The 24,526-nt window shown below is 44.5% G+C and carries 18 protein-coding genes and 1 tRNA gene; 14 read left to right on the forward strand and 5 right to left on the reverse strand.

The features are described from left to right. Positions 1-7: 7 nt before the first annotated feature. Both DBK98_RS10405 and DBK98_RS10410 read left to right on the forward strand, forming a co-directional pair. Positions 8-865 carry an endonuclease/exonuclease/phosphatase family protein gene (locus DBK98_RS10405; protein ID WP_005809693.1) on the forward strand — a complete coding sequence of 286 codons (858 nt, stop codon included), beginning with the start codon at positions 8-10 and terminating at the stop codon, positions 863-865. Between the two features lie 24 nt (positions 866-889). Next, complete coding sequence (locus DBK98_RS10410; RefSeq protein ID WP_005809692.1) at positions 890-2,905, forward strand: glycoside hydrolase family 97 protein; 2,016 nt, start codon at positions 890-892, stop codon at positions 2,903-2,905. On the opposite strand, the gene DBK98_RS10415 is transcribed toward DBK98_RS10410, so the two are convergent. After that, positions 2,882-3,481: an RNA polymerase sigma-70 factor gene (locus tag DBK98_RS10415; protein WP_005776032.1), complete on the reverse strand. Its 600-nt coding sequence runs from the start codon at positions 3,479-3,481 to the stop codon at positions 2,882-2,884. The genes DBK98_RS10410 and DBK98_RS10415 overlap by 24 nt on opposite strands. A 165-nt stretch (positions 3,482-3,646) precedes the next feature. On the opposite strand from DBK98_RS10415, the gene DBK98_RS10420 reads away from it, so the two are divergent. The 8 genes from DBK98_RS10420 (at position 3,647) to DBK98_RS10455 (ending at position 15,664) form a co-directional block, all read left to right on the forward strand. Next, positions 3,647-4,657: a FecR family protein gene (locus DBK98_RS10420; RefSeq protein ID WP_005809688.1), complete on the forward strand. Its 1,011-nt coding sequence runs from the start codon at positions 3,647-3,649 to the stop codon at positions 4,655-4,657. 309 nt (positions 4,658-4,966) lie between these two features. Then, positions 4,967-8,272, forward strand: coding sequence for a SusC/RagA family TonB-linked outer membrane protein (locus DBK98_RS10425; RefSeq protein ID WP_032535424.1), 3,306 nt, complete (start codon positions 4,967-4,969; stop codon positions 8,270-8,272). A 12-nt stretch (positions 8,273-8,284) separates the two neighbouring features. Next, positions 8,285-9,829: a SusD/RagB family nutrient-binding outer membrane lipoprotein gene (locus tag DBK98_RS10430; RefSeq protein ID WP_005809684.1), complete on the forward strand. Its 1,545-nt coding sequence runs from the start codon at positions 8,285-8,287 to the stop codon at positions 9,827-9,829. 26 nt (positions 9,830-9,855) lie between these two features. Beyond that, positions 9,856-10,908, forward strand: a complete 1,053-nt coding sequence (locus tag DBK98_RS10435) for a glycoside hydrolase family 18 (protein ID WP_005818929.1) — start codon at positions 9,856-9,858, stop codon at positions 10,906-10,908. Positions 10,909-10,925: 17 nt separating this feature from the next. Then, positions 10,926-12,062 (forward strand): DUF1735 and LamG domain-containing protein, encoded by a 1,137-nt coding sequence (locus tag DBK98_RS10440; protein ID WP_005809678.1) that lies wholly within the window; start codon positions 10,926-10,928, stop codon positions 12,060-12,062. Positions 12,063-12,084: 22 nt separating this feature from the next. After that, a complete protein-coding gene (locus tag DBK98_RS10445) occupies positions 12,085-13,098 on the forward strand; it encodes a BT_3987 domain-containing protein (RefSeq protein WP_032535423.1) in 1,014 nt (337 codons plus the stop codon). Between the two features lie 245 nt (positions 13,099-13,343). Next, positions 13,344-14,612 (forward strand): MFS transporter, encoded by a 1,269-nt coding sequence (locus DBK98_RS10450; protein ID WP_005809672.1) that lies wholly within the window; start codon positions 13,344-13,346, stop codon positions 14,610-14,612. 53 nt (positions 14,613-14,665) lie between these two features. Beyond that, positions 14,666-15,664 (forward strand): glycoside hydrolase family 130 protein, encoded by a 999-nt coding sequence (locus tag DBK98_RS10455; protein WP_005809670.1) that lies wholly within the window; start codon positions 14,666-14,668, stop codon positions 15,662-15,664. Between the two features lie 103 nt (positions 15,665-15,767). Here DBK98_RS10455 and DBK98_RS10460 read toward each other — a convergent pair whose 3' ends face one another. Beyond that, complete coding sequence (locus DBK98_RS10460) at positions 15,768-16,241, reverse strand: Dps family protein (RefSeq protein WP_005776042.1); 474 nt, start codon at positions 16,239-16,241, stop codon at positions 15,768-15,770. Between the two features lie 140 nt (positions 16,242-16,381). Here DBK98_RS10460 and DBK98_RS10465 point away from each other — a divergent pair, with 140 nt between their 5' ends. Next, positions 16,382-17,308 (forward strand): hydrogen peroxide-inducible genes activator, encoded by a 927-nt coding sequence (locus DBK98_RS10465; RefSeq protein WP_005776043.1) that lies wholly within the window; start codon positions 16,382-16,384, stop codon positions 17,306-17,308. Between the two features lie 103 nt (positions 17,309-17,411). On the opposite strand, the gene DBK98_RS10470 is transcribed toward DBK98_RS10465, so the two are convergent. Further along, complete coding sequence (locus DBK98_RS10470; protein ID WP_022011847.1) at positions 17,412-18,167, reverse strand: NigD-like protein; 756 nt, start codon at positions 18,165-18,167, stop codon at positions 17,412-17,414. A gap of 189 nt (positions 18,168-18,356) precedes the next feature. Here DBK98_RS10470 and DBK98_RS10475 point away from each other — a divergent pair, with 189 nt between their 5' ends. Then, positions 18,357-18,905 carry an RNA polymerase sigma factor gene (locus tag DBK98_RS10475; RefSeq protein ID WP_005776045.1) on the forward strand — a complete coding sequence of 183 codons (549 nt, stop codon included), beginning with the start codon at positions 18,357-18,359 and terminating at the stop codon, positions 18,903-18,905. 53 nt (positions 18,906-18,958) lie between these two features. Continuing rightward, positions 18,959-20,218 (forward strand): porin family protein, encoded by a 1,260-nt coding sequence (locus DBK98_RS10480; protein ID WP_032535430.1) that lies wholly within the window; start codon positions 18,959-18,961, stop codon positions 20,216-20,218. 192 nt (positions 20,219-20,410) lie between these two features. Here the strand turns inward: DBK98_RS10480 and pflA are convergent, their stop codons facing one another. Then, a complete protein-coding gene (gene pflA / locus DBK98_RS10485) occupies positions 20,411-21,136 on the reverse strand; it encodes a pyruvate formate-lyase-activating protein (protein ID WP_022011845.1) in 726 nt (241 codons plus the stop codon). 4 nt (positions 21,137-21,140) lie between these two features. Beyond that, entirely contained in the window at positions 21,141-23,369 is a 2,229-nt protein-coding gene (gene pflB / locus DBK98_RS10490) for a formate C-acetyltransferase (protein ID WP_005776049.1), read from the reverse strand. Positions 23,370-24,185: 816 nt separating this feature from the next. On the opposite strand from pflB, the gene DBK98_RS10495 reads away from it, so the two are divergent. Then, positions 24,186-24,270 (forward strand) — tRNA-Ser (locus tag DBK98_RS10495). Positions 24,271-24,526: the final 256 nt, after the last annotated feature.

Genomic DNA, 24,526 nt, shown 5'->3' on the forward strand with positions numbered 1-24,526 from the left:
TAAACTAATGAATAAGATTTGCTTTTTTATCGGAGCTTTTATTACCCTGCTTCTGGCGGGTTGCAGTTCCAGTCCGATTTCACATGTCCGTTTGGCTACCTTCAACATCCGTTACGATAATCCGGGCGATAGCTTGAATTCCTGGAAATACCGTAAAGACCGGGTTTGTGAGTTTATCCGTGAAAAACAACCGGATGTACTGGGTATGCAGGAGGTGTTACATCATCAGTTAGAAGACTTGTTGGCCGGACTGCCCGATTATGCCTATGTAGGCGTGGGACGTGAGGATGGAAAAACTCAAGGTGAATATGCTCCGGTTTTCTATCGGAAAGATAAATATGACTTACTGGACAGCAATACATTCTGGTTGTCCGAACATCCGGATAGTGTCGGTAAACTTGGTTGGGATGCTGCCTGTACCCGTGTTGCCACCTGGGCTAAACTGAAGGAGAAATCCACCGGAAAAGAATTCCTGATGGTAAATACTCATTTTGATCACGTAGGGACAGAAGCCCGGAGGAACAGTGCATTGCTTATTATTGATAAGATAAAAGAGATAGCCGGTACACACCCCTCTATGATGACCGGAGACTTTAATGTTTCTGAGGAATGGGAAGCTTATAAAACAATTACATCCAATGAGTTCGTATTGAAAGATGCGTGGAAGATAGCTGCGAAACAGACAGGAGAAAGCTATACTTTCCATGATTTTGGAAGGGTACCGGTGGCTGAGCGGGAGAAGATTGATTTTATTTTCGTAACTCCGCAAATAAAGGTGGCGGATGCGGAAATTATTTCTTCCGCGATTACAGACTCTACCTATTTGTCTGATCACAACGCACATTTGGCCGACCTGGAATTCTAAACCACATAAACAGATTACATGACCATGAAACAAAACTTGCATTTGTTATTTGTCGCTTTTATACTGATGAGTTTTTATAGTTGTACTCCGAAGACTGAGTTATCCTCTCCGGACGGACACATCAAGGTGGCTTTTGCAACAGAACCTGACGGAAAGATGGTTTATCGGGTGGCGGTCAATGATACTCTTTTGTTGGACAACTCATCGCTTGGTTTCGAGGCGAAAGACGGGATCGACCTTAATCAAGGATTTCGTGTCGTGAAAACTACGTTTACAGATAAAGATGAAACCTGGACCCAACCGTGGGGAGAGAATAAAACGAACAGGAATCATTATAATGAAATGGCGGTTTTCTTGAAGAACGATGCCAATATAGAGTTAACTCTTCGTTTTCGTGCATTTGATGACGGTATAGCTTTTCGTTATGAATATGAAGTGCCCGGCGTTGACTCTTTGCTCGTCACCGACGAATTGACTGCTTTCCGCTTTCACGAAGATGGAATTTCCTGGTCAATTCCGGCCAGCTTCGAAACCTATGAATTGTTGTATTCGGAACAGAAGATCAGTGAAGTGAAGAATGCCAATACTCCTTTCACTTTCAAAACTCCCGGTGGGATATATGGCAGCATTCATGAAGCTGCTCTTTATGATTTTCCGGAGATGACACTAAAGCAGGATGGAGGCCATGCTCTAAAGTCGGAACTTGCTTCCTGGCCCGATGGTATCAAGGCTCGTAAAGGGAATAATTTCATGACATCATGGCGTACCATTCAGATTGCTCCGGCAGCTGTCGGCCTGATTAATTCATCCTTGATTCTGAATTTGAATGAACCTTGTAAACTGGAAACTACCGACTGGATTAAACCGATTAAATATGTTGGCGTTTGGTGGGGAATGCATCTGGGGGTAGAAACCTGGAAGATGGATGACCGTCACGGAGCCACAACCGCTAATGCGAAAAAGCATATCGATTTTGCTCATGACAATAATATCGAAGGAGTATTATTCGAGGGGTGGAACGAAGGCTGGGAGAGCTGGGGTGGTATGCAGAATTTTGATTTTACCAAACCGTACGCTGATTTTGATATTGATGAAATAGTCCGTTATGCACGTGAGAAAAATGTTCAGATCATCGGACATCATGAAACCGGAGGAAATATTCCCAACTACGAACGCCAGATGGAAAAAGCGATCAAGTGGTATACCGAAAAAGGTATTCATATACTGAAAACCGGTTATGCGGGTGCTTTTCCCGACGGACATTCGCATCACGGACAATACGGAGTCAATCATTACCAAAAGGTAGTTGAAACGGCTGCTCGTTACCATATGACTTTGGATGCGCACGAGCCTATCAAAGATACGGGAATACGCCGTACCTGGCCCAATATGATGACTCGTGAAGGTGCCCGTGGGATGGAGTGGAATGCCTGGAGTGAGGGAAATCCTCCTTCCCATCACGAGATGTTACCGTTTACCCGTTTACTGGGTGGCCCGATGGATTATACTCCGGGTATTTTCGACATATTGTTTACACAGACGAAAGATTCTCCTAAACGCCAGAAGTGGAATGACCAGGATAAAGGCAATAGCCGTGTCAATACGACACTGGCCAAACAGTTGGCAAATTGGGTTATCTTATATTCCCCGTTACAGATGGCTTCTGATATGATTGAGCATTATGAAGGACATCCCGCTTTCCAGTTCTTTCGTGATTTCGATCCGGACTGTGATGAATCAAAAGCATTGGCCGGTGAGCCGGGAGAATTTGTAGTGATAGTGCGCAAGGCTAAACAGAATTATTTCTTGGGAGCCTCTACGAATGAGGAACCACGGACTTTACCGGTCAGCCTTGATTTTCTGGAAAAGGGGAAGACTTATAAAGCAATAGTCTATGCTGATGGCGAGCAGGCTGACTGGAAAACCAATCCGACCGAATATCAGATTACGGAACAGGAGGTGACGGCAAGAGACACAATAAATATCCGCATGGCCGCCGGTGGTGGGCAAGCCATCTCATTTATGCCCTTGCAGAAATAGAAACAGCATGATAAGAGGGAGGTAGTCCTTCAATTCCGAACGCAATATTTTCAGGGCTTGCCCTATGCGATAATTGACAGTTTGCGGAGAGACGTTTAGTTTCTCCGCAATTTCTTTATGAGTCAGTTGTTGATTTCGGTTCATTTCATATGCCTGACGAAATTCTGCCGGTAGCTTTCTTAAAGCCTCTTCATACAACCTGAAAAGTTCGTTTTCCAGATAAAAGTCAGGTGAAGAAAATTCGCTTTCATATTTTTCGGCAATTTCCAGATGTACCTTACGCTTTATTTCGAAATGGGAGATTTTATTAAGTGCCTTGTTCTTGACAATAGTAAAAAGAAGAGTTTTTAAGGTTAGTTCCGGAATGAGGGTTTTTCTGTTTTCCCATAACCACATCATGGTGTCCTGCACGATTTCTTCCGATTCACTCAGTGTGACGTACTGAGAACAAAAGACGCATAGTCCGCGAAAGTAATGGCGGTAAACATTGTCAAATACTTCTTCGCACCCTTCTCTCAAGGCTGATATAACGGCATTATTATCATTTATGTTTAGGTTAGTCAGAGTCTGTGCCATTCTTTTTTTCATTGTTATTAGCGAACAAACGTAGCTAAATTTTCGGTACTGACAAAATGATTCTTCGAAGAAAAAAAGTTTGTGTTTTTATTTAGTAACTTTGCTTTCTGAAATGTATTATACATAACAACGTATGATATAGGTATAAAAGATTTGGTTAATACAATGGATGAAACAAAACTACTGAACTACTTGAAAGGAGAATCAGATGCTGAAGAGTGTCTGGAAGTAGAGACATGGTACCATGACTCTGCGGAACATAAAAAACAACTTGAACAACTATATTATATGCTTTTTGTCGGTGAGCGCAAAGCGGTGATGGATGCGGTGGACACCGAAAGTTCACTGAGCGCTTTGAAGGATCGGATGAAGCAGAAAGAGCCGGATAGAAAATCGGTGGGTAAAATGCGTGTTTCAAAATGGAAGCGTTATGCAGTACCTTTGGCTGCCTTTTTGTGCGGTTTACTGATTTCTACCGGAGCTTTGTATTGGATGTCTTCCGGCAAGTCTGACGGATATGTTTTTGCTACGGAAGCCGGTCAACGGGCACGTGCTGTTTTGCCGGATGGCACGAAGGTGTGGTTGAATGCTTCAACGCAGCTTGTTTATAAACCTTCTTTCTGGAAGCGGGAAAGATTGGTTGATTTGAATGGTGAGGCTTATTTTGAGGTCTCTCATAATAAGCATAAACCCTTTGTTGTTAATAGTAAAGATGTCAGGACTTGTGTGCTCGGTACAAAATTCAATGTCCGGGCACGCTCGTCCGAAGCAAAGGTTGTGACGACTTTATTGAAAGGATTGGTGCAAGTGCAGCTGCCGGGACAGTCCGAAGAAGAAGGGATCTTACTGAAACCGGGACAAACGTTGAGTGTGGATACCCGTACGATGCAGTTGATGCTTACCGAAGCTGATCGTCCGGGTGATGTGTTGCTTTGGATTAACGGAAAACTGAAATTCGAACAAGCTACACTCGTGGAGATTGTGCAATGTCTGGAAAAGCATTTTGATGTACATTTCATTATTTCTGATGCACAGCTGAAAAAAGAACGTTTCACCTGTACTTTTAGTACGGATGATGATATCAGACAAATTCTTTCTATACTTGCTCTTACCAAACGTTTTGATTATAAATGTGAGGATAATAACATAATATTGACTCCCAAGGCGGGTAGATAGCGATTTATTATTATAACCTAAATCAGTAAAAGGGACTGTTTCCAATGTGGAATGGTTCCTTTTTTTTATTTCTCAATCTGTATTCTTATTCTTTTTTTATTCTTTTTTTGAAAAAAGTCGCTTCTTGATTTAGTATGCTTATAGGTTGAAATGTATTATTAGCAGAAAAGTGAATATAGTTAACCCTAAAATCTGTAACGATGAACAAGGACCCTTAATTAAAAACCAACCTTAATATGAATTAGCAGTTTTCTTTTGCTAAACCTTTCAATTTTTACCTAAAACATTTTCTAATTAAAAAAGAACAAGATGAAGAAATCAGTGAAACACAAGTTTCAGTACTTGCTATTTTTTCTATTGTCGATGCCTGCTTTTATTTTTGCTTCAGCGCAAGATATCCGGGTAAATATCGACTTCACTAAAGCCCCTTTAGGTAATGTCCTGGATGAAATCGGACATCAAACCTCATTATCTATCGTGTATAACACCAGGGATGTTAACCCCAATCAACCCGTTTCCGTTAAAGCTACTAATGAAAATATTACGTCTGTGATGAATCGTTTGCTTCGGGGGACGGGGATTTCCTATTCTATTATGAACAAACACCTCATTCTTTCAGCTAATGATAAGGATAAAGCTATTCAGCAGGAGAAAATTACGGTTACGGGAAATGTCTCGGACGCTAAAGGCGAACCATTGATCGGAGTAAGTATACTGGTGAAAGGAACATCCAACGGGACAATCACCGATATGAACGGACACTTTTCAATATCGGCTGCCAAAGGAGATGTCATCGAGATATCCTATATCGGCTATGCTTCGCAGGTCATTACAGTGACAGACTCTAAGCCACTGAAAATTGTGATGCAAGAAGACACGGAAGTGCTTGACGAGGTTGTTGTGACGGCTTTAGGTATCAAGCGGGCACAAAAGGCATTGAGCTACAATGTGCAACAAGTGGGTGGCGATGCCATCAATACAGTGAAAGATGCCAATTTCATTAACTCTTTGCAGGGCAAAGTTGCCGGAGTAACGATTAACAATTCCGCCGGTGGTGTCGGTTCGGCCTCCAGGGTAGTGATGCGAGGTACTAAGTCTATAACAAAGGATAACAATGCCCTTTATGTAATCGACGGTATTCCAATGTTCAATGTCAGTTTTGGCAAGAGCGAAGGTTCCTTTGCTACCCAGAGTGGTTCGGACGGTGTGGCCGACCTTAATCCGGATGATATTGAAAGTATTAATATGCTGACCGGTCCTTCCGCAGCTGCTTTATACGGCAATGCGGCTGCCAATGGAGTTGTATTGATTAACACGAAAAAGGGATCTGCCGAGAAGACAACTCTGACAGTCAGCAATAATACCATGTTCTCTGATGCGTATATTATGCCGGAGATGCAAAACCGGTATGGAAATAATCCGGGAGAATTTGCAAGCTGGGGCAATAAAACCAGACAGAGTTATGATCCTGCCCGTTTCTTTAATACCGGAGTGAATGTAATTAATGCCATCTCTTTCTCGACCGGAACAAAGAAAAACCAGACTTATGCATCGGCTTCAACAACGAATGCAACCGGTATCCTGCCTAATAACAGTTATAGCCGTTACAACTTCTCAATCCGGAATACGGCTACTTTCCTGAAAGATAAACTGACTCTGGACATCGGTGCCAGTTACATCATCCAGAATGATAAAAATATAACGGCACAGGGACAATATTTCAATCCGTTGCCGGCATTATATCTGTTTCCTCGTAATGATAATTTTGAGGAGATCCGTATGTTCGAACGTTATAGCGAGAGCCGTGGGGTGAATGCGCAGTTTTGGCCTTACGGGCATCAGGGGCTGAGTTTGCAAAACCCGTACTGGATTATGAAACGCATGAACCGTAAAACAGAAAAGAAACGTTACATGATCAATGCAAGCCTGACTTATAAACTTACGGATTGGCTGAACGTTGCGGGCCGTGTTAAAGTAGATAATTCGGATATTCGTTTGACTCAGGAGCGTTATGCATCTACCCTGACTACTTTTGCGGGAGCCAATGGTTTCTACTCGGACCAGAACCGTACAGACCGTAATACATATGCTGATATTATGGTAAATATCGATAAGAGGATAGGGGATTTCTCGCTGAATGCCAATATCGGTGCATCTATTAAAGATTTGGTTTACGAACAAATGGGTAATGAAGGCGATCTGGCCGGTATACCCAATTTCTTTACAGTGAGAAATATTAATTATGAAAGTAATTATAAGCCCAAACAGTTCGGATATCATGATCAGTCCCAGGGAGTATTTGCGAATATAGAATTAGGTTGGCGCAGCATGGCATATCTGACCTTGACCGGACGGAACGACTGGGAGTCGCAGCTTGCCTTTACTAAACACTCCTCTTTCTTCTATCCTTCCATCGGCGGATCTGTCGTTCTGTCGGAGATGTTCCGGTTGCCCGAGTTCATCTCTTATGCGAAACTGCGTGGTTCATACAGTTCGGTGGCTTCGTCTTTCGAACGTTATTTATCGAATCCGGGCTTTGAGTTCAATGAACAGTCCCATCAGTGGGGCTCTTCAACTACTTTGCCTGCCACTAATCTGAAGCCGGAAGACACACGTTCGTGGGAGGTGGGTTTAAATGCCAGATTATGGAACCACTTCAGTATAGATGCCACTTACTATCATTCGAATACGTATAACCAAACCTTTAACATCACCCTGGCGTCATCGAGCGGTTATTCTTCGGCTATTGTACAGACAGGTAATATCCAGAATTATGGTTTGGAACTGGCATTGGGATATACTAATACATGGAGGGATTTCAGCTGGAACAGCAGCCTGACTTATACCATGAATCGTAATAAGGTGAAACGTCTGGCCAGTGGCGCGACGAATCCGATAACCGGTGAAATCATCGATATGCCGGAGTTGCGTATGGCTGTGTTGGGAGCCGACGGTTATGGTCCCAGAGTCATCCTGAGAGAAGGTGGAACGATGGGGGATCTGTATGTAGATAAGGGGCTTCGTACGGATGGTAACGGAAATATCTGGGTAGATCCCCAGACAGGTAAAGTCGGAGTGCAGGACTATGCCGAACCTAAAAAAATAGGTACGATGAATCCTGATTTCAATATGGGATTCAGCAATACCTTTTCTTATAAAGGCGTCAGCCTGGGCGTGGTTCTGACCGCGCGTGTCGGTGGATTATGCGTGTCGAACACTCAGGGTATACTCGATTATTACGGTGTGTCCAAAGCTACAGCCGATGCACGTGATGCCGGCGGAGTATGGATCAATAACGGATTCGTAGATGCCAAGTCTTATTTTCAGACCATCGGAGGCTCTACCGGAGGATTGGGACAATACTACACTTATAGTGCGACGAACGTACGCCTTTCTGAGTTGAACCTGAGTTATACATTACCTCGTAAGTGGTTTAACAATAAAGTGGGCATAACGGCAGGTATCGTAGGAAAGAATCTTTGGATGATTTATTGTAAAGCACCGTTCGATCCGGAAATGACCCCTTCCACTACCAGCAATTTCTATCAGGGGGTAGATTACTTTATGCAGCCGAGCACACGTAATATTGGCTTCAATGTTAAGTTTCAATTTTAAAACAAGTCGATTATGAAAAATAAAATATTAAATATGGCTTTGGCCGCAGCTATCACGCCACTCTTGTGTTGCTGTACCAGTAATTTTGAGGAATACAACACTAATCCGTACGAACCCCATTCACTTAATCCGCCCATGCTGTTTGCAACAATGATTACTACCGGAATCAATGTACAGCAGAATGACAATCAGATGATTGACCAGATGGTAGCGGGACCTTTTAGCGGCTATCTGACAATGGCTAACTCATGGGGTGGTTCTAACTTCAATACATTCAACCAGACGGAATCCTGGAATCAGATTCCTTTCAATACGCCTTTTGAGAAATTCTATTCCAACTACTTTAAATTGGAAACGGCAACCGGCGGAAAAGGTCACTATTGGGCAATGGCGAAACTGCTTCGCGTAAATACAATGTTGCGTGTGACCGATTGTTACGGCCCCATTCCCTACAGTCAAGTGGCCAATGGCAAAACGGCTGTTGCATACGACAGTCAGGAAGATGTATATAAACACATGTTTGAAGATTTGGATTATGCAGTACAGATATTGGGCGAATTTGTAGACGAGGTCGGCGGATTGAAGCCGTTGGAGGGCTATGATCCGGTCTATAATGGAGATTATAATAAGTGGATGCGTTTTGCTAATTCGCTTAAATTGCGTCTGGCTGTCCGTATCAGTAATGTGGCGCCCGAACTTGCCCGTGCGAAAGCTGAGGAAGCGGTGAAGAGTGCCCGCGGACTGATAGATACGAATGATAATAATGCATATGTCGGTGTAGGTGCCGAACCCAATCCGCTGTGGCTGGTAGCCTCCAGTTGGGGCGAAATCCGTATCAATGCCACTATTGCCAGTTATATGAAAGGGTATTCCGATCCTCGTAGCGCAGTCTATTTCACGACATCCAAGTTGGGAGGCAATAGCCCGTATATGGGTATGCGTTCGGGATTGGAAGGAGTGAAGCCGGCCACTTATGCAGGATACTCTATGCCCAATTACGATCAGAAAGACGATATGTTGATGTTCTGTGCGGCTGAAACAGCCTTTTTGCGTGCTGAAGGTGCTCTGCGTGGTTGGGATATGGGAGGTAGTGCCCGTGACTTCTACGAACAAGGCGTTAAACTTTCATTCGACCAGCGGAAAGTGGGTGGAGCAGAAGAATATCTGGCAAATGCAGTGGCAGTGCCTGAACCTTTTGTCGACCCGACTAACCCGGTTAAATGCAATTATACACCGAAAACCAAGATAACGATTGCGTGGAATGAAGGTGCTCCTACGGAAGAAAAACTGGAGCGTATCATTACTCAGAAATGGATAGCCAATTTCCCTCTGGGCTTTGAAGGTTGGGCCGATTATCGGCGTACAGGTTATCCGGAAGTGTTTCCATCTGTCAGCAATCTGAGTAACGGAGTAATTGACACCAACCGGCAATTGCGACGTTTGCCTTTCCCATTGTCCGAGAAGCAGGGAAATGCTGCCAATGTTTCGGTAGCCGTCTCAATGTTGGGGGGCCCGGATACTGGGGCTACCGACCTTTGGTGGGCTAAAAAGAATTGATGTTTAAGCTAAAAAGAGAAAAGAAAATGAAAAAGAGATATTTAAATATAGTGGTTTTTGCGTTGTTCGTCAGTATGCTTCTGGGTTGCAGTGACTGGACCAAACCCGAAGCAGAGGATTTTTTTGAAATGCCGGGAAATGACTACTACGAGAATCTGAGAGCTTATAAACGTTCGGAGCATTCGGTTGCGTTTGGCTGGTTTGGAGGCTGGACAGGTGTGGGAGCTTCGATGGTGGGGAGTCTGATGGGACTTCCCGATAGTGTGGACTTCGTTTCCATCTGGGGAAACTGGAAGAATCTGGATGAAGCCCGGATGCTGGATAAGAAAAAAGTGAAAGAACTGAAAGGTACGCGTGCATTGATGTGCTTTATCGTAGCTAATGTAGGCGATCAGTTGACCCCCGAAGAGTATAAAGAGAATTATAAAGAATATTGGGGGTGGAAAGATGGAGATCAGGAAGCTATCGACGGCGCGATCAGAAAATATGCAAATGCCATTTGTGACTCCATCGATAAGTATGGATATGATGGTTTCGATATCGATTATGAACCTAATTATGGATCTCCCGGAAATTTGGCCAGCTATCCCGAAAATATGCTCACTTTCGTAAAGGCGTTAGGAGAGAGAATAGGACCCAAATCGGGCACGGGGCGACTGCTTGTGATCGATGGTGAGCCACAAAGCATTCATCCGGAAACCGGACCTTATTTTGATTACTTCATCGTGCAGGCATACTCCAACCTTGCGGGTAACTCCGATACTAATCTTGACAGGCGGCTGGCCGGTACAATTGCCAATTTTAAAGAGGTACTCACTCCTGAAAAAGTGGCTAATATGTACATCGTCACAGAAAATTTCGAATCCTATGCTCCGACAGGAGGAGGCGATTATGTAGATCGTTACGGAAATAAAATGCGGGCACTTGCCGGAATGGCACGCTGGACTCCGGTCATTGATGGTAAACAAGTTCGAAAGGGCGGAGTAGGGACATATCATATGGAATATGATTATCCGGGCGACGTTGAATACAAATACTTGCGTGAGGCAATCAGAATTATGAATCCCGCTGTAAAATGACTTAAATGAATTTGATTATGAAAAGAATAACAATAAAATCTTATTTGCTTGCTTGTGTTGTTCTGCCGATGATTCTGGCTGGATGCGAAGATGCCGATTACCGTGTGATTGACAATGCTATTTATCTGAATGAAGCATCCGAGAATGGTTCGGCAAAGGTTACGGTTGATCCTGAAAATGTTACCACAACTACTTTGACCGTACGCATGGGGCAGCCTGTTGCCGGAGATGTAACTGCTGTTTTGACGATTGACCCCTCTATTCTTAAAGAGTACAATGAAGCCAATGAAACTTCGTACGAGGTTCTTCCTGAACAATATTTTTCTTATGATAAAGAGATAAAGATTCAGGCGGGTGATGTAAGTGCCGTACCATCAGAATTTAAGGTGAAACCTTATTCGAATGAAAACGGAGAACTCTATGCCATTCCGGTATCCCTCACCGAAATTCAAGGACCGGTGTCTACGATCGGGCTTTCGTCGAAGTTTATTATTTTACTGGACAAGCCGCTGATACAGTCCGTGCCGTTTATGAATACAACAAATGCTGTAAAACCGTCCAAAGAAGGTTTGTGGGGAGTGACAACCAACGAATGGTCGCTTGAAGCCTGGGTACAAATGGATGGCTTTGACATTAATAATCAGGCTATCTTCAATTCGGGTAGCAAAGACCATGAGGTATATATCCGTTTTGGTGACGCTATGATTCCTTATAATTCATTGCAGGTGAAAACGCTGGGAAGTCAGGTTAATACGGTGACTTTGTTTGAGAAAGACAAATGGTATCATCTGGCGTTTGTCTATAATTCTTCCGGATTGTTATCGATTTATATTAACGGGGTGCTTGATGTGACTTTACAAACGAAAGGAGGCCCGGTACGGTTCGACACGATGAACATGGTTTCAAGCGGCAGCTACTTCCGGAACAATTGCCAGATGGCTCAGGTACGTCTTTGGAAGACAGCGATCAGCCAGACACAAATTCAGTCTAACATGTATTTTGCCGTGAAACCCGCTGATCCGAACCTGATAGGCTACTGGAAAATGGACGAGGGCAAAGGAAATGCTTTTGCCGATTGTACCGGACACGGATACGACCTCACGGCAGGAGGGACCCTTGTATGGAAAGAGCATGTTCGTTTTGATAAACAATAACTATGTAAAAGAAGAATAAGATATGAATAGACATTTGAATTTTGTGACCTTAATCTGTTTGATAACAGGGTTTGTATCATTGGCTTCGTGTAGTAACGATGATGATGAAATGAACAAATATCAAAAAATATATATCAGAACGGGAGTAGCACCGGGGGCTGAAATGAGTGCTGTAGTAGTGGTAGATCGCGTAAGTAATTCATTTACCGCTGACCGTTCTGATTTTGAAATACAACTGTGTGCCGTACAACCCGTTTCACGGGAGGTCACCGCTACTTTAGGTATCGATACCCTGAAAGTAAATGCTTATAATTCGGCTAAGAAGACGAAATGCGAGTTATTGCCCGGAGATAATTATGACATTGAGAAAAAAGAGTCCACTCTGAAAACCGGACAGACTGTGGCCGAGTCTTCTTTCCGTGTGGTTTTGAAGAACATAGAGAAATTGAGCAACCCTGACGGATACGTACTCCCGGTGATGCTTAAAGAAGTTACCGGTATGGACGGACAGGGTGTAAGTACATCTATGAATACGGTCTATATCCGGATTTATGCCAGCATACTCTATACCGGCTATACGAAGCCTGCAGATTGGGCGGCAGTGGACCGCAGTGCATGGGATGTAAGTTGCAGTAATGCATACGCAAACGATGATGCCAGATATGGTGCACATCTGGCTATCGATGGTGAAGCAAATACATCTTGGTTTTCGTGGGGAGTAGCCAATGCTGGAGAGTGCTGGTGGAATACAGTATTGCCCCGGCCTGTTACTTTGGCAGGATTTTCGGTTACTAAACAGAGTGCTTACGGATCGTCATACAATCTGAAAAGTGCGGAGATCAAAGTCAGGAAAGACGGAGCGACAGAATGGGTGACTTATCAGAGGACTTTGACTTTCAGGAGCTTTAAAGGAAACGAGCCGCAGTATGCAGTCATCGAACCACCTATCGGGGATGTTAAAGAGTTCAGGATTGATTGTCTGAGCCCGGATAGTTATACCGGATTTGCGGAAATAAATTTATTTGTGAAGCAATAGAGGTGTTTAGATTGTAGATAAGGGGGAGAAGCATCGGGGCCATGGGGTTTCGGTGCTTCTTTTGTGTACTTCATCCCGACAGAGCAAAAAAAAGAACCGGTAAGGATTAGTGATTTTGTGAAGTCAGTTGTATTATTATGTAGTGAATGCAACTTCTTGTCGTAATTTTGGGCTATGTTTTTAATATCCCCTATCTTTGCTTACTGGAATTGTTAACCGATGGAATTATTATAAAAAACTAACTGATGAATAAAAAGCCGATAAGCCCTGTATGTTGGGTGCCTACTGTTTACTTTGCGATGGGATTGCCGTTTGTGGCCCTTTCGATGGTTTCTGTCCTTATGTTTTCCGATATGGAAGTGTCGAATGCACAGATTGCTTTCTGGACTTCTCTCATTATGCTTCCCTGGACATTGAAGCCTTTATGGAGTCCGTTTCTGGAGATGTTTAAGACGAAGAAGTACTTTGTTGTCGCTACAGAAATCATTACCGGACTGGCATTTGCGTTGGTGGCACTTTCGCTGCCGTTGCCCGATTTTTTTCGTTATGCCATCGCTCTGATGGGGATCATTGCTCTCAGTGGTGCGACTCATGACATTGCGGGTGACGGAGTATACCTGACGGAGCTGACTGCTACCCAGCAAGCCAAGTATATCGGTTGGCAGGGAGCTTTTTATAATCTGGCCAAGATACTTGCCAACGGAGGCTTGGTTTGGCTGGCAGGTATGCTGAAGGATGAATTTGGAGTGGTACATGCCTGGATGATTGTGATGTTGATGTGTGCGGGTATTATGATTTTGATCGGCCTTTACCACATTCGGATTCTGCCTTCGGGAGGAGGTGCTTCCGGTGAAGTAAATACGGTGAGAGATGCATTGAACGTGCTTTGGGAAGTTATTCGTTCTTTTTTCCAAAAAAAACATATTGCTTTCTACATTGTCTTTATCATTTTGTACCGATTTGCCGAAGGATACGCCCTGAAGATTGTACCGTTGTTCCTGAAAGCACCGGTTGCAGATGGCGGATTGGGGCTTAGTACTCAGGACATCGGATTGGTATACGGTACGTTCGGAGCAGGAGCATTTATCCTCGGTTCGCTCTTGGCGGGTTATTACATCTCGGCTTACGGACTTCGGAAGACCTTGTTTTCTTTGTGCTGCGCTTTTAATATTCCGTTTTTGGTATACTTCCTGTTGGCACTTTACCAACCCTCTAACCTGTTGATTATCGGTACGGCCATTGTATTTGAATATTTGGGGTACGGATTTGGTTTCGTCGGATTAATGCTCTTTATGATGCAGCAAGTAGCCCCCGGCAAACACCAGATGGCACATTATGCTTTTGCCACCGGTATCATGAATTTAGGAGTAATGCTTCCGGGGATGATGAGCGGATATCTGAGCGACTGGCTGGGTTATCGTGATTTCTTTGTCTGGGTGCTGATCGCTACCATACCGGCTTTTGTCGTCACTTGGCTGGTACCTTTTACGTATCCGGACGGAAAGAAGAAATAAAAGAGAATTTCAATATAAATGAGATATATACATAATATTAATTTAATCGAATCATGGAAGAATTTAAAATTGCAGGTGCTGCTTTGCCGGCCATGCCTTGGGAAGAACGTCCGGCAGGATGCAAAGATGTAGTGTGGCGTTGTTCGGCAAATCCGATTATTCCGCGCGACTTGCTCCCTACTTCAAACAGTATATTCAACAGTGCCGTAGTTCCGTTTAAGGATGGCTATGCAGGAGTGTTCCGTTGTGATGATACCAACCGTCGCATGCGTCTGCATGTGGGGTTCAGTAAAGATGCCGTTCATTGGGACATCAATGAAGAGCCGTTGAAGTTTCAATGTGACGATGCGGAGATCGGGAACTGGGTTTATGGATATGATCCCAGGGTTTGCTTTATTGAGGACCGCTATTATGTGACTTGGTGCAACGGTTATCATGGTCCTACTATTGGTGTTGCTTATACCTATGACTTTGTAACGTTCCATCAGCTGGAAAACGCCTTTATTCCTTTTAACCGGAATGGAGTTTTGTTTCCTCGTAAGATAAACGGCCGTTTTGCCATGTTGAGTCGTCCGAGCGACAATGGACATACTCCTTTCGGAGATATTTTTTATAGTGAATCTCCCGATATGGAATTTTGGGGACGCCATCGTCATGTAATGTCTCCGGCTCCGTTTGAAGACAGTGCCTGGCAGTGCACCAAGATCGGTGCAGGACCTATTCCGATTGAAACATCAGAAGGCTGGTTGCTGATCTATCACGGTGTATTAGCTTCATGCAATGGTTTTGTGTATAGTTTCGGTTCCGCATTGCTTGACCTTGATGAACCCTGGAAAGTGAAATTCCGTTCGGGGCCTTACTTGATTTCACCCCAGAAAGAGTACGAATGCATGGGCGATGTGCCTAATGTCTGCTTCCCGTGCGCGGCGCTTCATGATTCGGAGACCGGACGAATTGCCATCTATTACGGATGTGCAGATACGGTGACGGGACTTGCATTCGGATATATTCCGGAAATTATAGAATTTACAAAACGTACAAGTATCATCTGAATCGGATAAAAGAGAAAGGGTGTAGCTATCCTGCCGGGATGGCTACACCCTTTTGTCTGTATGGCTACACCCTTTAGATAAAAGGGCGTAACCCTGTTTGGAGTTATCCGTTGTATGCTGTCAGCATCCAAACCATTTTTTCCTGTTCCTTCAGATAGTCGCTCATCATAGCCACTGTTACCTCATCGTTGTGTGAAGAGGCGAGAGACAGGACTTTACGCTCTTCTGCTATCAGGTGCCCGTAAGTTTCAAGAATATGATTCAACGCGTCATCGGCTTTGCTCACTCCGTCCACTTCCTTGATTTGTGCCATCTTCAGGTAGTCACTGTACTTATTGGCGGGAGTTCCTCCCAGCATCAATATGCGTTCGGCTATTTCGTCCACCTTTTCGGCAGCTCCGTTATAGAGGTCTTCGAATTTACCGTGCAGTACGAAGAAACCGTGTCCTTTGATATTCCAATGAAATCCTCTTAAGTTTGCATAGTGAATTTGAAAATCGGCAAGTAATTGCTGCAATGATACTACGATGTTGTTAGCTCCCTTTTCATCCAAATGTGTATAATTTAAAGTTTTCATAATGCTATTGTTTTTTTGAGTTAATACTATATATCTTCTTTTTATCTGGAACAAAGATACGGCACAAAATGATTCGTGTCAAACTGAAAATTTCTATCTTTGCATTGATAGATTCTATATCTTTAATAAATCAGAGAACGATGACTATACAACAATTGGAATATATTCTGGCCGTCGATCAGTTCCGGCACTTTGCAAAAGCTGCCGAGTATTGCCGGGTGACGCAACCTACTTTGAGTGCGATGATCCAGAAGCTGGAAGACGAATTGGGAGTGAAGCTGTTCGACCGCAGTATGACTCCGGTTTGTCCCACTTCCATCGGTAAGAAGGTGCTGGAACAGGCACGCAAAATCCTTTCGGAAACTACCTGCGTCAAGGAGATTATCAATGAGGAACAGCATTCTTTGTCCGGTACGTTCCGGCTGGCCGTATTGCCTACGATTGCACCTTATCTTTTGCCTCGTTTTTTTCCGCAACTGATGGAGAAATACCCCGATCTTGATATACGGGTTATGGAAATGAAAACACCGGATATCCGCAAGGCTTTGCTGACGGGTGAAGCAGATGCCGCTATCATTGCCAGCCTGCTGGATGATGCTGCATTAACAGAGGAGACTTTGTTTTATGAGCAGTTCTTCGGTTACGTTTCGAAAAAGGAACCATTGTTCAAACACGATGTGATTCGTACGTCCGACGTGACCGGAGAGCGGCTTTGGCTTCTTGACGAAGGACATTGTTTTCGCGATCAGTTGGTCCGTTTCTGCCAGATGGAAGCGGTAAAGGTCAGCCAAATGGCCTATCGCTTGGGTAGTATGGAGACTTTTATGCATATGGTGGAGAGCGGTAAGGGCATTACATTTATTCCGGAGCTGGCAGTGATGCAACTGAGCGAAGAACAGAAGGAACTGGTCCGTCCGTTTGCCATCCCAAGGCCCACTCGCCAGATTGTCCTGGTTACACGAAAAGACTTTATCCGTACCAGCCTGCTGCAAGTATTGAAAGAAGAGATCCAGGCAGCAGTCCCCAAAGAGATGCTTACTTTACAGGCTGTTCAGTGCCTGGTATAAAAAAAACAGCGGCGATATTTTCACAAACATCGCCGCTTTATTTCTTTTATATATCAGAATTATTCTTAGTTTTGTCAAATTTGTGCAGGTGTCTTCTGTTGTTTTATTGAGAATGAAATGATTTTATTTTTAAGTTCTTATCTTCATTGATATCTATTGTGATATACTGTATGTTGTCATAAATCGTGTTTACACGGAGCTTTATTCCTTTTGCTGTCGGCAACAGATCGGCTATATTGGCCAGTTTGAAGGAGACGAGGCTTGAACCCAGTTTACTGGGAGAGTCGTCAAAGGCGTTATGCCTGAATTCCAGACAGATATATCCGTCGTCTTCAACAGGACCTGTAATTTTGTTTTGTACCAGATTCAGCATGTGCTTTTTATTCTCGTCCATACTGCCCAGATATTGGTATTCGATGGTGAGATAATCCTTTGTAAGTGCATGCGCCGTGACGTTGATGCGGTCGTCTCCAATGCTGTCCGCCGTTGCTTCCGTCAGCGGGATGATATCCTTTGTCAGTATATCTTCTATCGTGAATATCTTACCGTTTTCATATCCGGGCTTTTCTTCTCCTTCCATCTTCACGTAACCCACAAAAACCCTCTGTCCTTCTGCGACGGTGTATTTCCAGTTGCGAATATCGGCCGTATCTGCGGGGAATACGTTATTTCCATTGTCCAGGGCAATAAAAAAATCCCTCGGGGTGTCCGCATTGGGAATTTTCATTGTACCGATGGCCAGTATTCCACCCGGAGGACAAGTGACCCAATAATCATTGTCTTCATTGTCCAGACAAGACTGCAGGATGGGCAGTAGTGCCAGAATGAGGGTAAAAGTTACTAATTTAAATTTTCTCATAAGTTCCTGTTGGTTTTAGTATCCTATTTATTCATTGAGATTTATTCTTCGCTGTATTGAAGAAATGCGGGGAGCCGTGAAATATTGCATCGTAAAATGTTAAAGAAACAAAAGTGATAAAAGAGTTGTTCTCTCAGTGCAGTATTTCTATCTTTGCTGCATTTATAAGGTAAACACGTGTTTAGGAGAATGAATGAATTAGAGCTGTCGGAACGTTGCAGGCAGGGAGATAATCGTGCCCGCAAAGAACTTTATGAGCAGTACGCAGGGCGCATGCTTGGTGTCTGTCTTCGTTATGCCGGAGACAGAGACATGGCACAGGACCTGGTACACGACGGTTTCCTGAAAATTTTCGACTCCTTCGACAAGTTTACCTGGCGGGGTGAAGGCTCTCTTAGAGCATGGATGGAGCGTGTAATGGTGAATACGGCTTTACAGTTCTTAAGAAAGAACGATGTGATGAACCAAACCATGGCACTGGATGAAGTTCCCGAAACTTATGATGAACCCGATGCTTCGGCTGTCGAAGCGATTCCTCAGAAAGTGCTGATGCAATTTATTAACGAACTCCCCGCCGGATATCGTACCGTATTCAACTTATACACCTTTGAAGATAAGTCGCACAAGGAAATCGCACAGATGTTGGGGATTAATGAAAAATCTTCGGCTTCACAACTTTTTCGGGCAAAGAGTGTATTAGCCAAGAAAGTAAAGGAATGGTTGATGATCAACGGTTGACGTATGTCTTCGGACACCAAGTGAACCCGGGATTTCTAAAATAGAATAGAATGATGAAAGAAAACGAAAAATGGATAAAGGCATTCAAAGAGAAGCTCGAGGATTATTCCGAGCCGATACCTGCTTCCGGTTGGGAACGACTGGAAAAGGAGCTGATGCCCGTAACCGAAAGACGAATATATCCGTACCGCCGATGGGCCGTTGCCGCGGCTGCCGTAGTGTTGGTGGTGACGACTGCTGTAAGTTTGTATTTCCTGGATAGTCCGGTCGCAGATGAAATTCGCTATGCGACGGCTCCTTCATTGGCTGTCAATCCGGATATATTGCCGGAACCGGCTTTACCGGATGTACAGGTCGCCGTGTCCGAGCCAATGAAGCCGGCGGGAGGGACAGACGTGAGTTCCGCTTCTGGATATTTGGCGAAAGGGAATGATCCAAAGATCACTCCGGAAGCCTTTCCGGGGGCAGAGAAACATCCGGAGGCTGTGGTGGCGGAGAAGCCTGCCAAATCACACTCTGAAGCAACTGCTGTAACGGAGAAAAAAGAGAGTACTGCGTCACAAATAGAAAAAAGGAAAGAGGCCCGGAGGCCATCCGGTAAAGACAAATACCAGTTGCCCATTGAGAGTTCTTCTGCAAAGCGGAATGGAAAATGGTCGATGGGAGTAGGGGTAGGCAATGGGGGAGGACTTCCGACGAATGGTTCGGAAAGTTTTGCACCCCGTCCGATGAGCAACAGGGTAGACCTGATGACAATTATGAATGGGGTCGTGAATATTCCCGCAGATCAGGAAGTTGTGTTTGAAGGGGGAGTTCCTTATCTGAAGTCCAGTACGACTACCGTGATGGATTATGAACATCATCAGCCGGTAAGTTTCGGATTGTCCGTACGTAAATCCCTTCCGAAAGGTTTCTCCGTAGAAACCGGATTGACTTATACGTTGTTGTCTTCCGATGTCAAGCGACAGGGAGATAACAAGATGCAGACTCAGAAACTGCATTATATCGGTATCCCGGTACGTGGAAACTGGAATTTCCTGGAAAAGAAATACTTTACGCTTTATGTATCTGCCGGTGGAATGGTTGAGAAATGCGTATATGGAAAACTGGCGGGCGATAAGGTGAATGTGAAACCTTTGCAATTTTCTGTAGCAGGTGCAGTAGGAGCTCAGTTCAATGCAACGGAGCATGTGGGATTTTATGTGGAACCGGGAGTTTCGTATTTCTTTGACGATGGTTCGAAAATACAGACTATCCGAAAAGAAACACCTTGTAACTTTAATTTGCAGGCAGGATTGCGGTTCACTTATTAAAGTAAGGCAGATGTAAGCCGGAGTGGCGGTGGCGTTTGAACAGAGTGGCGGTGGCATTTAATCGGAATGCCGGTGGCACTTCATTAGAATGGCGGTGGCTCTCTGGAGTGATAAAAAAATAAAGGGGATGGGGCTGTGTCCTCTGTGTTGAAAAGACTTTCGATACACTCTCATCCCCTTCTTAATGATAAGCTAATTTACTTGTACTGTCCGGAAGTATTGCCTGAATAATTTTTCGGCCTTTTCTATTTGCTCCGGAGTGTTTTCTTTCACTCCTTTCAAGAGATATTCTTTGTCCATCGCTTCGTATTTATGAACTCCTAAAGTATGATAAGGCAATATCTCTACACGCTGAATCATCCGGTACGTTCCAAGATGTTCTCCCAACTGCCGGATATCGTCTTCGAAGTCGCTGTAGCCGGGCACTAATACATAGCGCAGCCAGAATGGCTTTTGATTGGCTTCGAGCCAGGCGGCGGTTTTCAGTGTTTGTTCGTTACTTCTTCCGGTCAGAGACTGGTGGTGTTCCGGATTGAACTCTTTGATATCCAATAAAACCAAATCAGTCAACCCCAAGAGTTCTTCAACATCATTGTTCCACAGTCCGCCGTTGGTGTCGAGGCAGATGTGGATTCCAGCTTCCTTCAGTCTTTTAAAAAGTGGGATAAGAGCTTTCGCCTGAAAAGTGGGTTCTCCACCGGAGAAAGTTATTCCTCCTTTCTTACCGAAAAAAGCTTTTTGGCTGACAGCCATGCGGACAATTTCATCCGGATGGGTTGGCGTACCTCCTTTGGCTTCGATTGTGTCCGGATTGGCACAATACAGGCACCGGAAGTTACACCCCTGAAGGAAAACGACGAGCCGGAGACCCGGCCCGTCGAATGTTCCCATTGACTCGTATGAGTGTACGTTTATCATTCAATTACATTCTTTCGTGGAAACTTCGGCTGATAACTTCCAGCTGGTGTTCGCGGCTCAGCTTCACGAAGTTGACGGCATATCCTGAAACGCGGATAGTCAGTTGTGGATACTTTTCGGGATGTTCCATTGCATCCTGTAGCATTTCACGGTTCAGTACGTTCACGTTCAGGTGGTGTGCGCCTTTGGTGAAGTATCCGTCCATCATGGTCACCAGGTTGTCGATACGATCCTCTTGAGTTGCGCCTAATGATTTCGGAACGATAGAGAATGTGTTACTGATGCCATCCTGTGAATCACGGTAGCGCAACTTAGCTACTGAACTGAGCGAAGCAATCGCACCATTCTTGTCACGTCCGTGCATGGGGTTGGCACCCGGTGCAAAGGCGATGCCTTTGGCACGCCCGTCGGGAGTGGCACCTGTTTTCTTGCCATACATCACGTTCGAAGTGATGGTCAGCAACGAGAGGGTAGGACGGGCATTCTTGTATACCGGGAGTTTCTTCAGTTCTTCGCTGAAGAAGTATACCAGGTCTACACCCAAGTGGTCTACACGGTCATCATCGTTACCGAAGCAGGGGAAAGCGCCTTCGATATCGAATCCTTCAGTCAGGCCGATGTCATTGCGGCGCGCTTTCACATGCGCATATTTGATGGCAGACAGTGAATCGATAGCGATTGAAAGTCCGGCTACACCATAAGCAAGGTTAATGCGCGGATCAGTATCTACGAAAGCCATCTGAGCCTTTTCGTAATAATACTTATCGTGCATATAGTGGATGATGTTCATAGCCTCGTTATATACACGGGCGATCTGTACCAATACCTTTTTATAGTTGGCCATTACTTCTTCGAACTTCAGCGTTTCGCCTGTCAATACAGGGATGTCTTTTACCATGACAGTGCCTGTGTTTTCGCAACGTCCTCCGTTGATTGCCAGCAACAATGCTTTTGCAAGGTTGGCACGGGCACCGAAGAACTGAATTTGCTTTCCGATTTCCTGGTAAGAAACACAACAAGCGATACCGTAATCGTCCGATTGGCGGACCTCACGCATCAAGTCATCGTTTTCGTACTGTACGGATGAAGTATCGATGGATACTTGTGCACAGAATGCCTTGAAACCTTCCGGCAGTTCAGGACTCCATAGTACAGTCATGTTAGGTTCCGGTGACGGACCTAAGTTGTAGAGTGTCTGTAAGAAACGGAAAGATGTTTTAGTGACCTTTGTACGCCCGTCGTTGAAACGTCCTCCGATGGATTCGGTTACCCATGTCGGGTCACCTGCAAAAATATCGTTGTACGACTGCATACGTAAGTGACGTACCATACGGAGTTTGATAACGAACTGGTCGATCAACTCCTGAGCGAATGTTTCCGTAATAGTTCCCTGGCTCAGTTCATATTCCAGATAGATATCGAGGAATGAAGACACGTTACCCAATGACATAGCAGCACCGTCCTGCTCTTTTACAGCAGCCAGATAAGCCATGTACACCCATTGTACGGCTTCTTGTGCGGTATATGCCGGGCGGCTGAGATCCAGACCGTAGTATTCACCCAACACCTTGATTTCTTTCAGTGCCTTGATCTGTTCGGCCACCTCTTCGCGGAGGCGAATGCGGGCTTCTGTCATCGGACCTGTAAGATTATGGAGGTCCTCTTTCTTGGCTTCGATCAGACGGTCGAGACCATAAAGGGCAAGGCGGCGATAGTCACCGATGATACGTCCGCGTGCATAATTATCAGGAAGTCCGGTCAGGAATCCCAAAGAACGGAATGAACGGATTTCATCAGTGTATACATCGAATACTCCGTCGTTGTGCGTCTTGCGGTAATGAGTGAAGATATCCTTTACTCTATCATCCACCTCTACTCCGTTTTCACGGCAAGCCTTCATTACTACATTGATTCCGCCGAACGGTTTGATGGCACGTTTCAGTACCTGATCGGTTTGTAATCCGACGATCAGTTCGTTCTCTTTATCGATATAGCCGGCAGGGTGGGAGGTTATAGTAGATACTGTAGTGTAATCAAGTGCGCGAATTCCATTGTTGTTTCTCTCTTCTTCGAGAGCTTTGAGACAGTTGTTCCAGACAGCCTTAGTGCGTTCAGTAGGTCCTTGCAGGAAAGAAGCATCCCCTTCGTAAGGAGTAATGTTGTTACTGACGAAATCTCTGACGTTGATTTCTTTGCTCCAAAGTCCATCTTTAAAGGTCTTATTCAATTCCATAAAATTAATCAGTTAGTGGTTAGTTATCCTTTAGAGCGTGCAAATTTACGATCTTTTTTCGGTTTAGGGATATAAAAGGTTCCTATTTTATGTTGAATAGCATAAAAATACCTACTTATAGGGAGGTTGTGTTCCTCTCTGTTGAAGTACTCTTTCCCACGGCTCTTTCATTTACCCCGCCTTCCTCTCATACAAAAAACACGTTTCGATCTTCCATCTTCCACCTTTTAGAATGCATATCGTTGATTGTAAGATGTATAGATTGGTGGAAGATGCGGTTTTTATGCCATTTATCTTCCACCCCCATCTTCCATCTTCCACCCGCTGTTTTAGGGGGCATTTTAGTAGTAACTATTTGGAAAACAAATGGATATATCCAATTTCTTATCCGTTCATCTCTCTAAAAGCATTTCATTTCCCTTACTCTCTTTAGTGCAAATGGTCGGATCCTTATCTCAGCCCCGGCATGCGGGCTCATCGGCCCGGGTATGCGGGCTCATCAGCCCGGGCATGTGGGCTCATCAGCCCGGGTATGCGGGCTGGGATAAAGAGTTGTATGACAATGGTTAATCTACTACACTTCTCCGGTAATAGCCGGCCGGATTCTTTCTTAAAAAAGAAACAACGAAGCGCTGCTTCCGCATCGCTGTGTGCGAATGGAAGGTTTTGCGGGGGGGGGGACAAGGGAGGAAGGCGGTTGTTAAATGAAAGAGCCGTGACTCTTTCCAAATATTTTTGCGGAAAAATTTGCAGATTAAAAAATGATTCGTACCTTTGCAGCGCTTTAAGAGAAAAGCACTATTGAAAAGTAGTTTTGGAGAGGTGGCAGAGTGGTCGATTGCGGCGGTCTTGAAAACCGTTGTACTGCGAGGTACCCGGGGTTCGAATCCCTGTCTCTCCGCTGAACGTGCTGGACAGAAATGGTCAGCAAACGGACAAAAAGCTACAAATCAATGATTTGTGGCTTTTTTTATTGCCCGAAAGTCCTGCTTCCAAGACTTCAAAAGTACGGTAAAAGACAAAGTTTCGTTACTAAATCGTTACCTATTCCCCGCCGGACAAAAACGGTAACGATTTGTCCATAAATGACCTGATAATGACTTGATTAGTCCATAGTCTGCATAACTCGAAAACGAGAGGTAAAAATTAATTTTGCA

Source organism: Bacteroides sp. PHL 2737 (genome assembly GCF_004115325.2).
In the GTDB taxonomy this organism is placed as follows: domain Bacteria; phylum Bacteroidota; class Bacteroidia; order Bacteroidales; family Bacteroidaceae; genus Bacteroides; species Bacteroides hominis.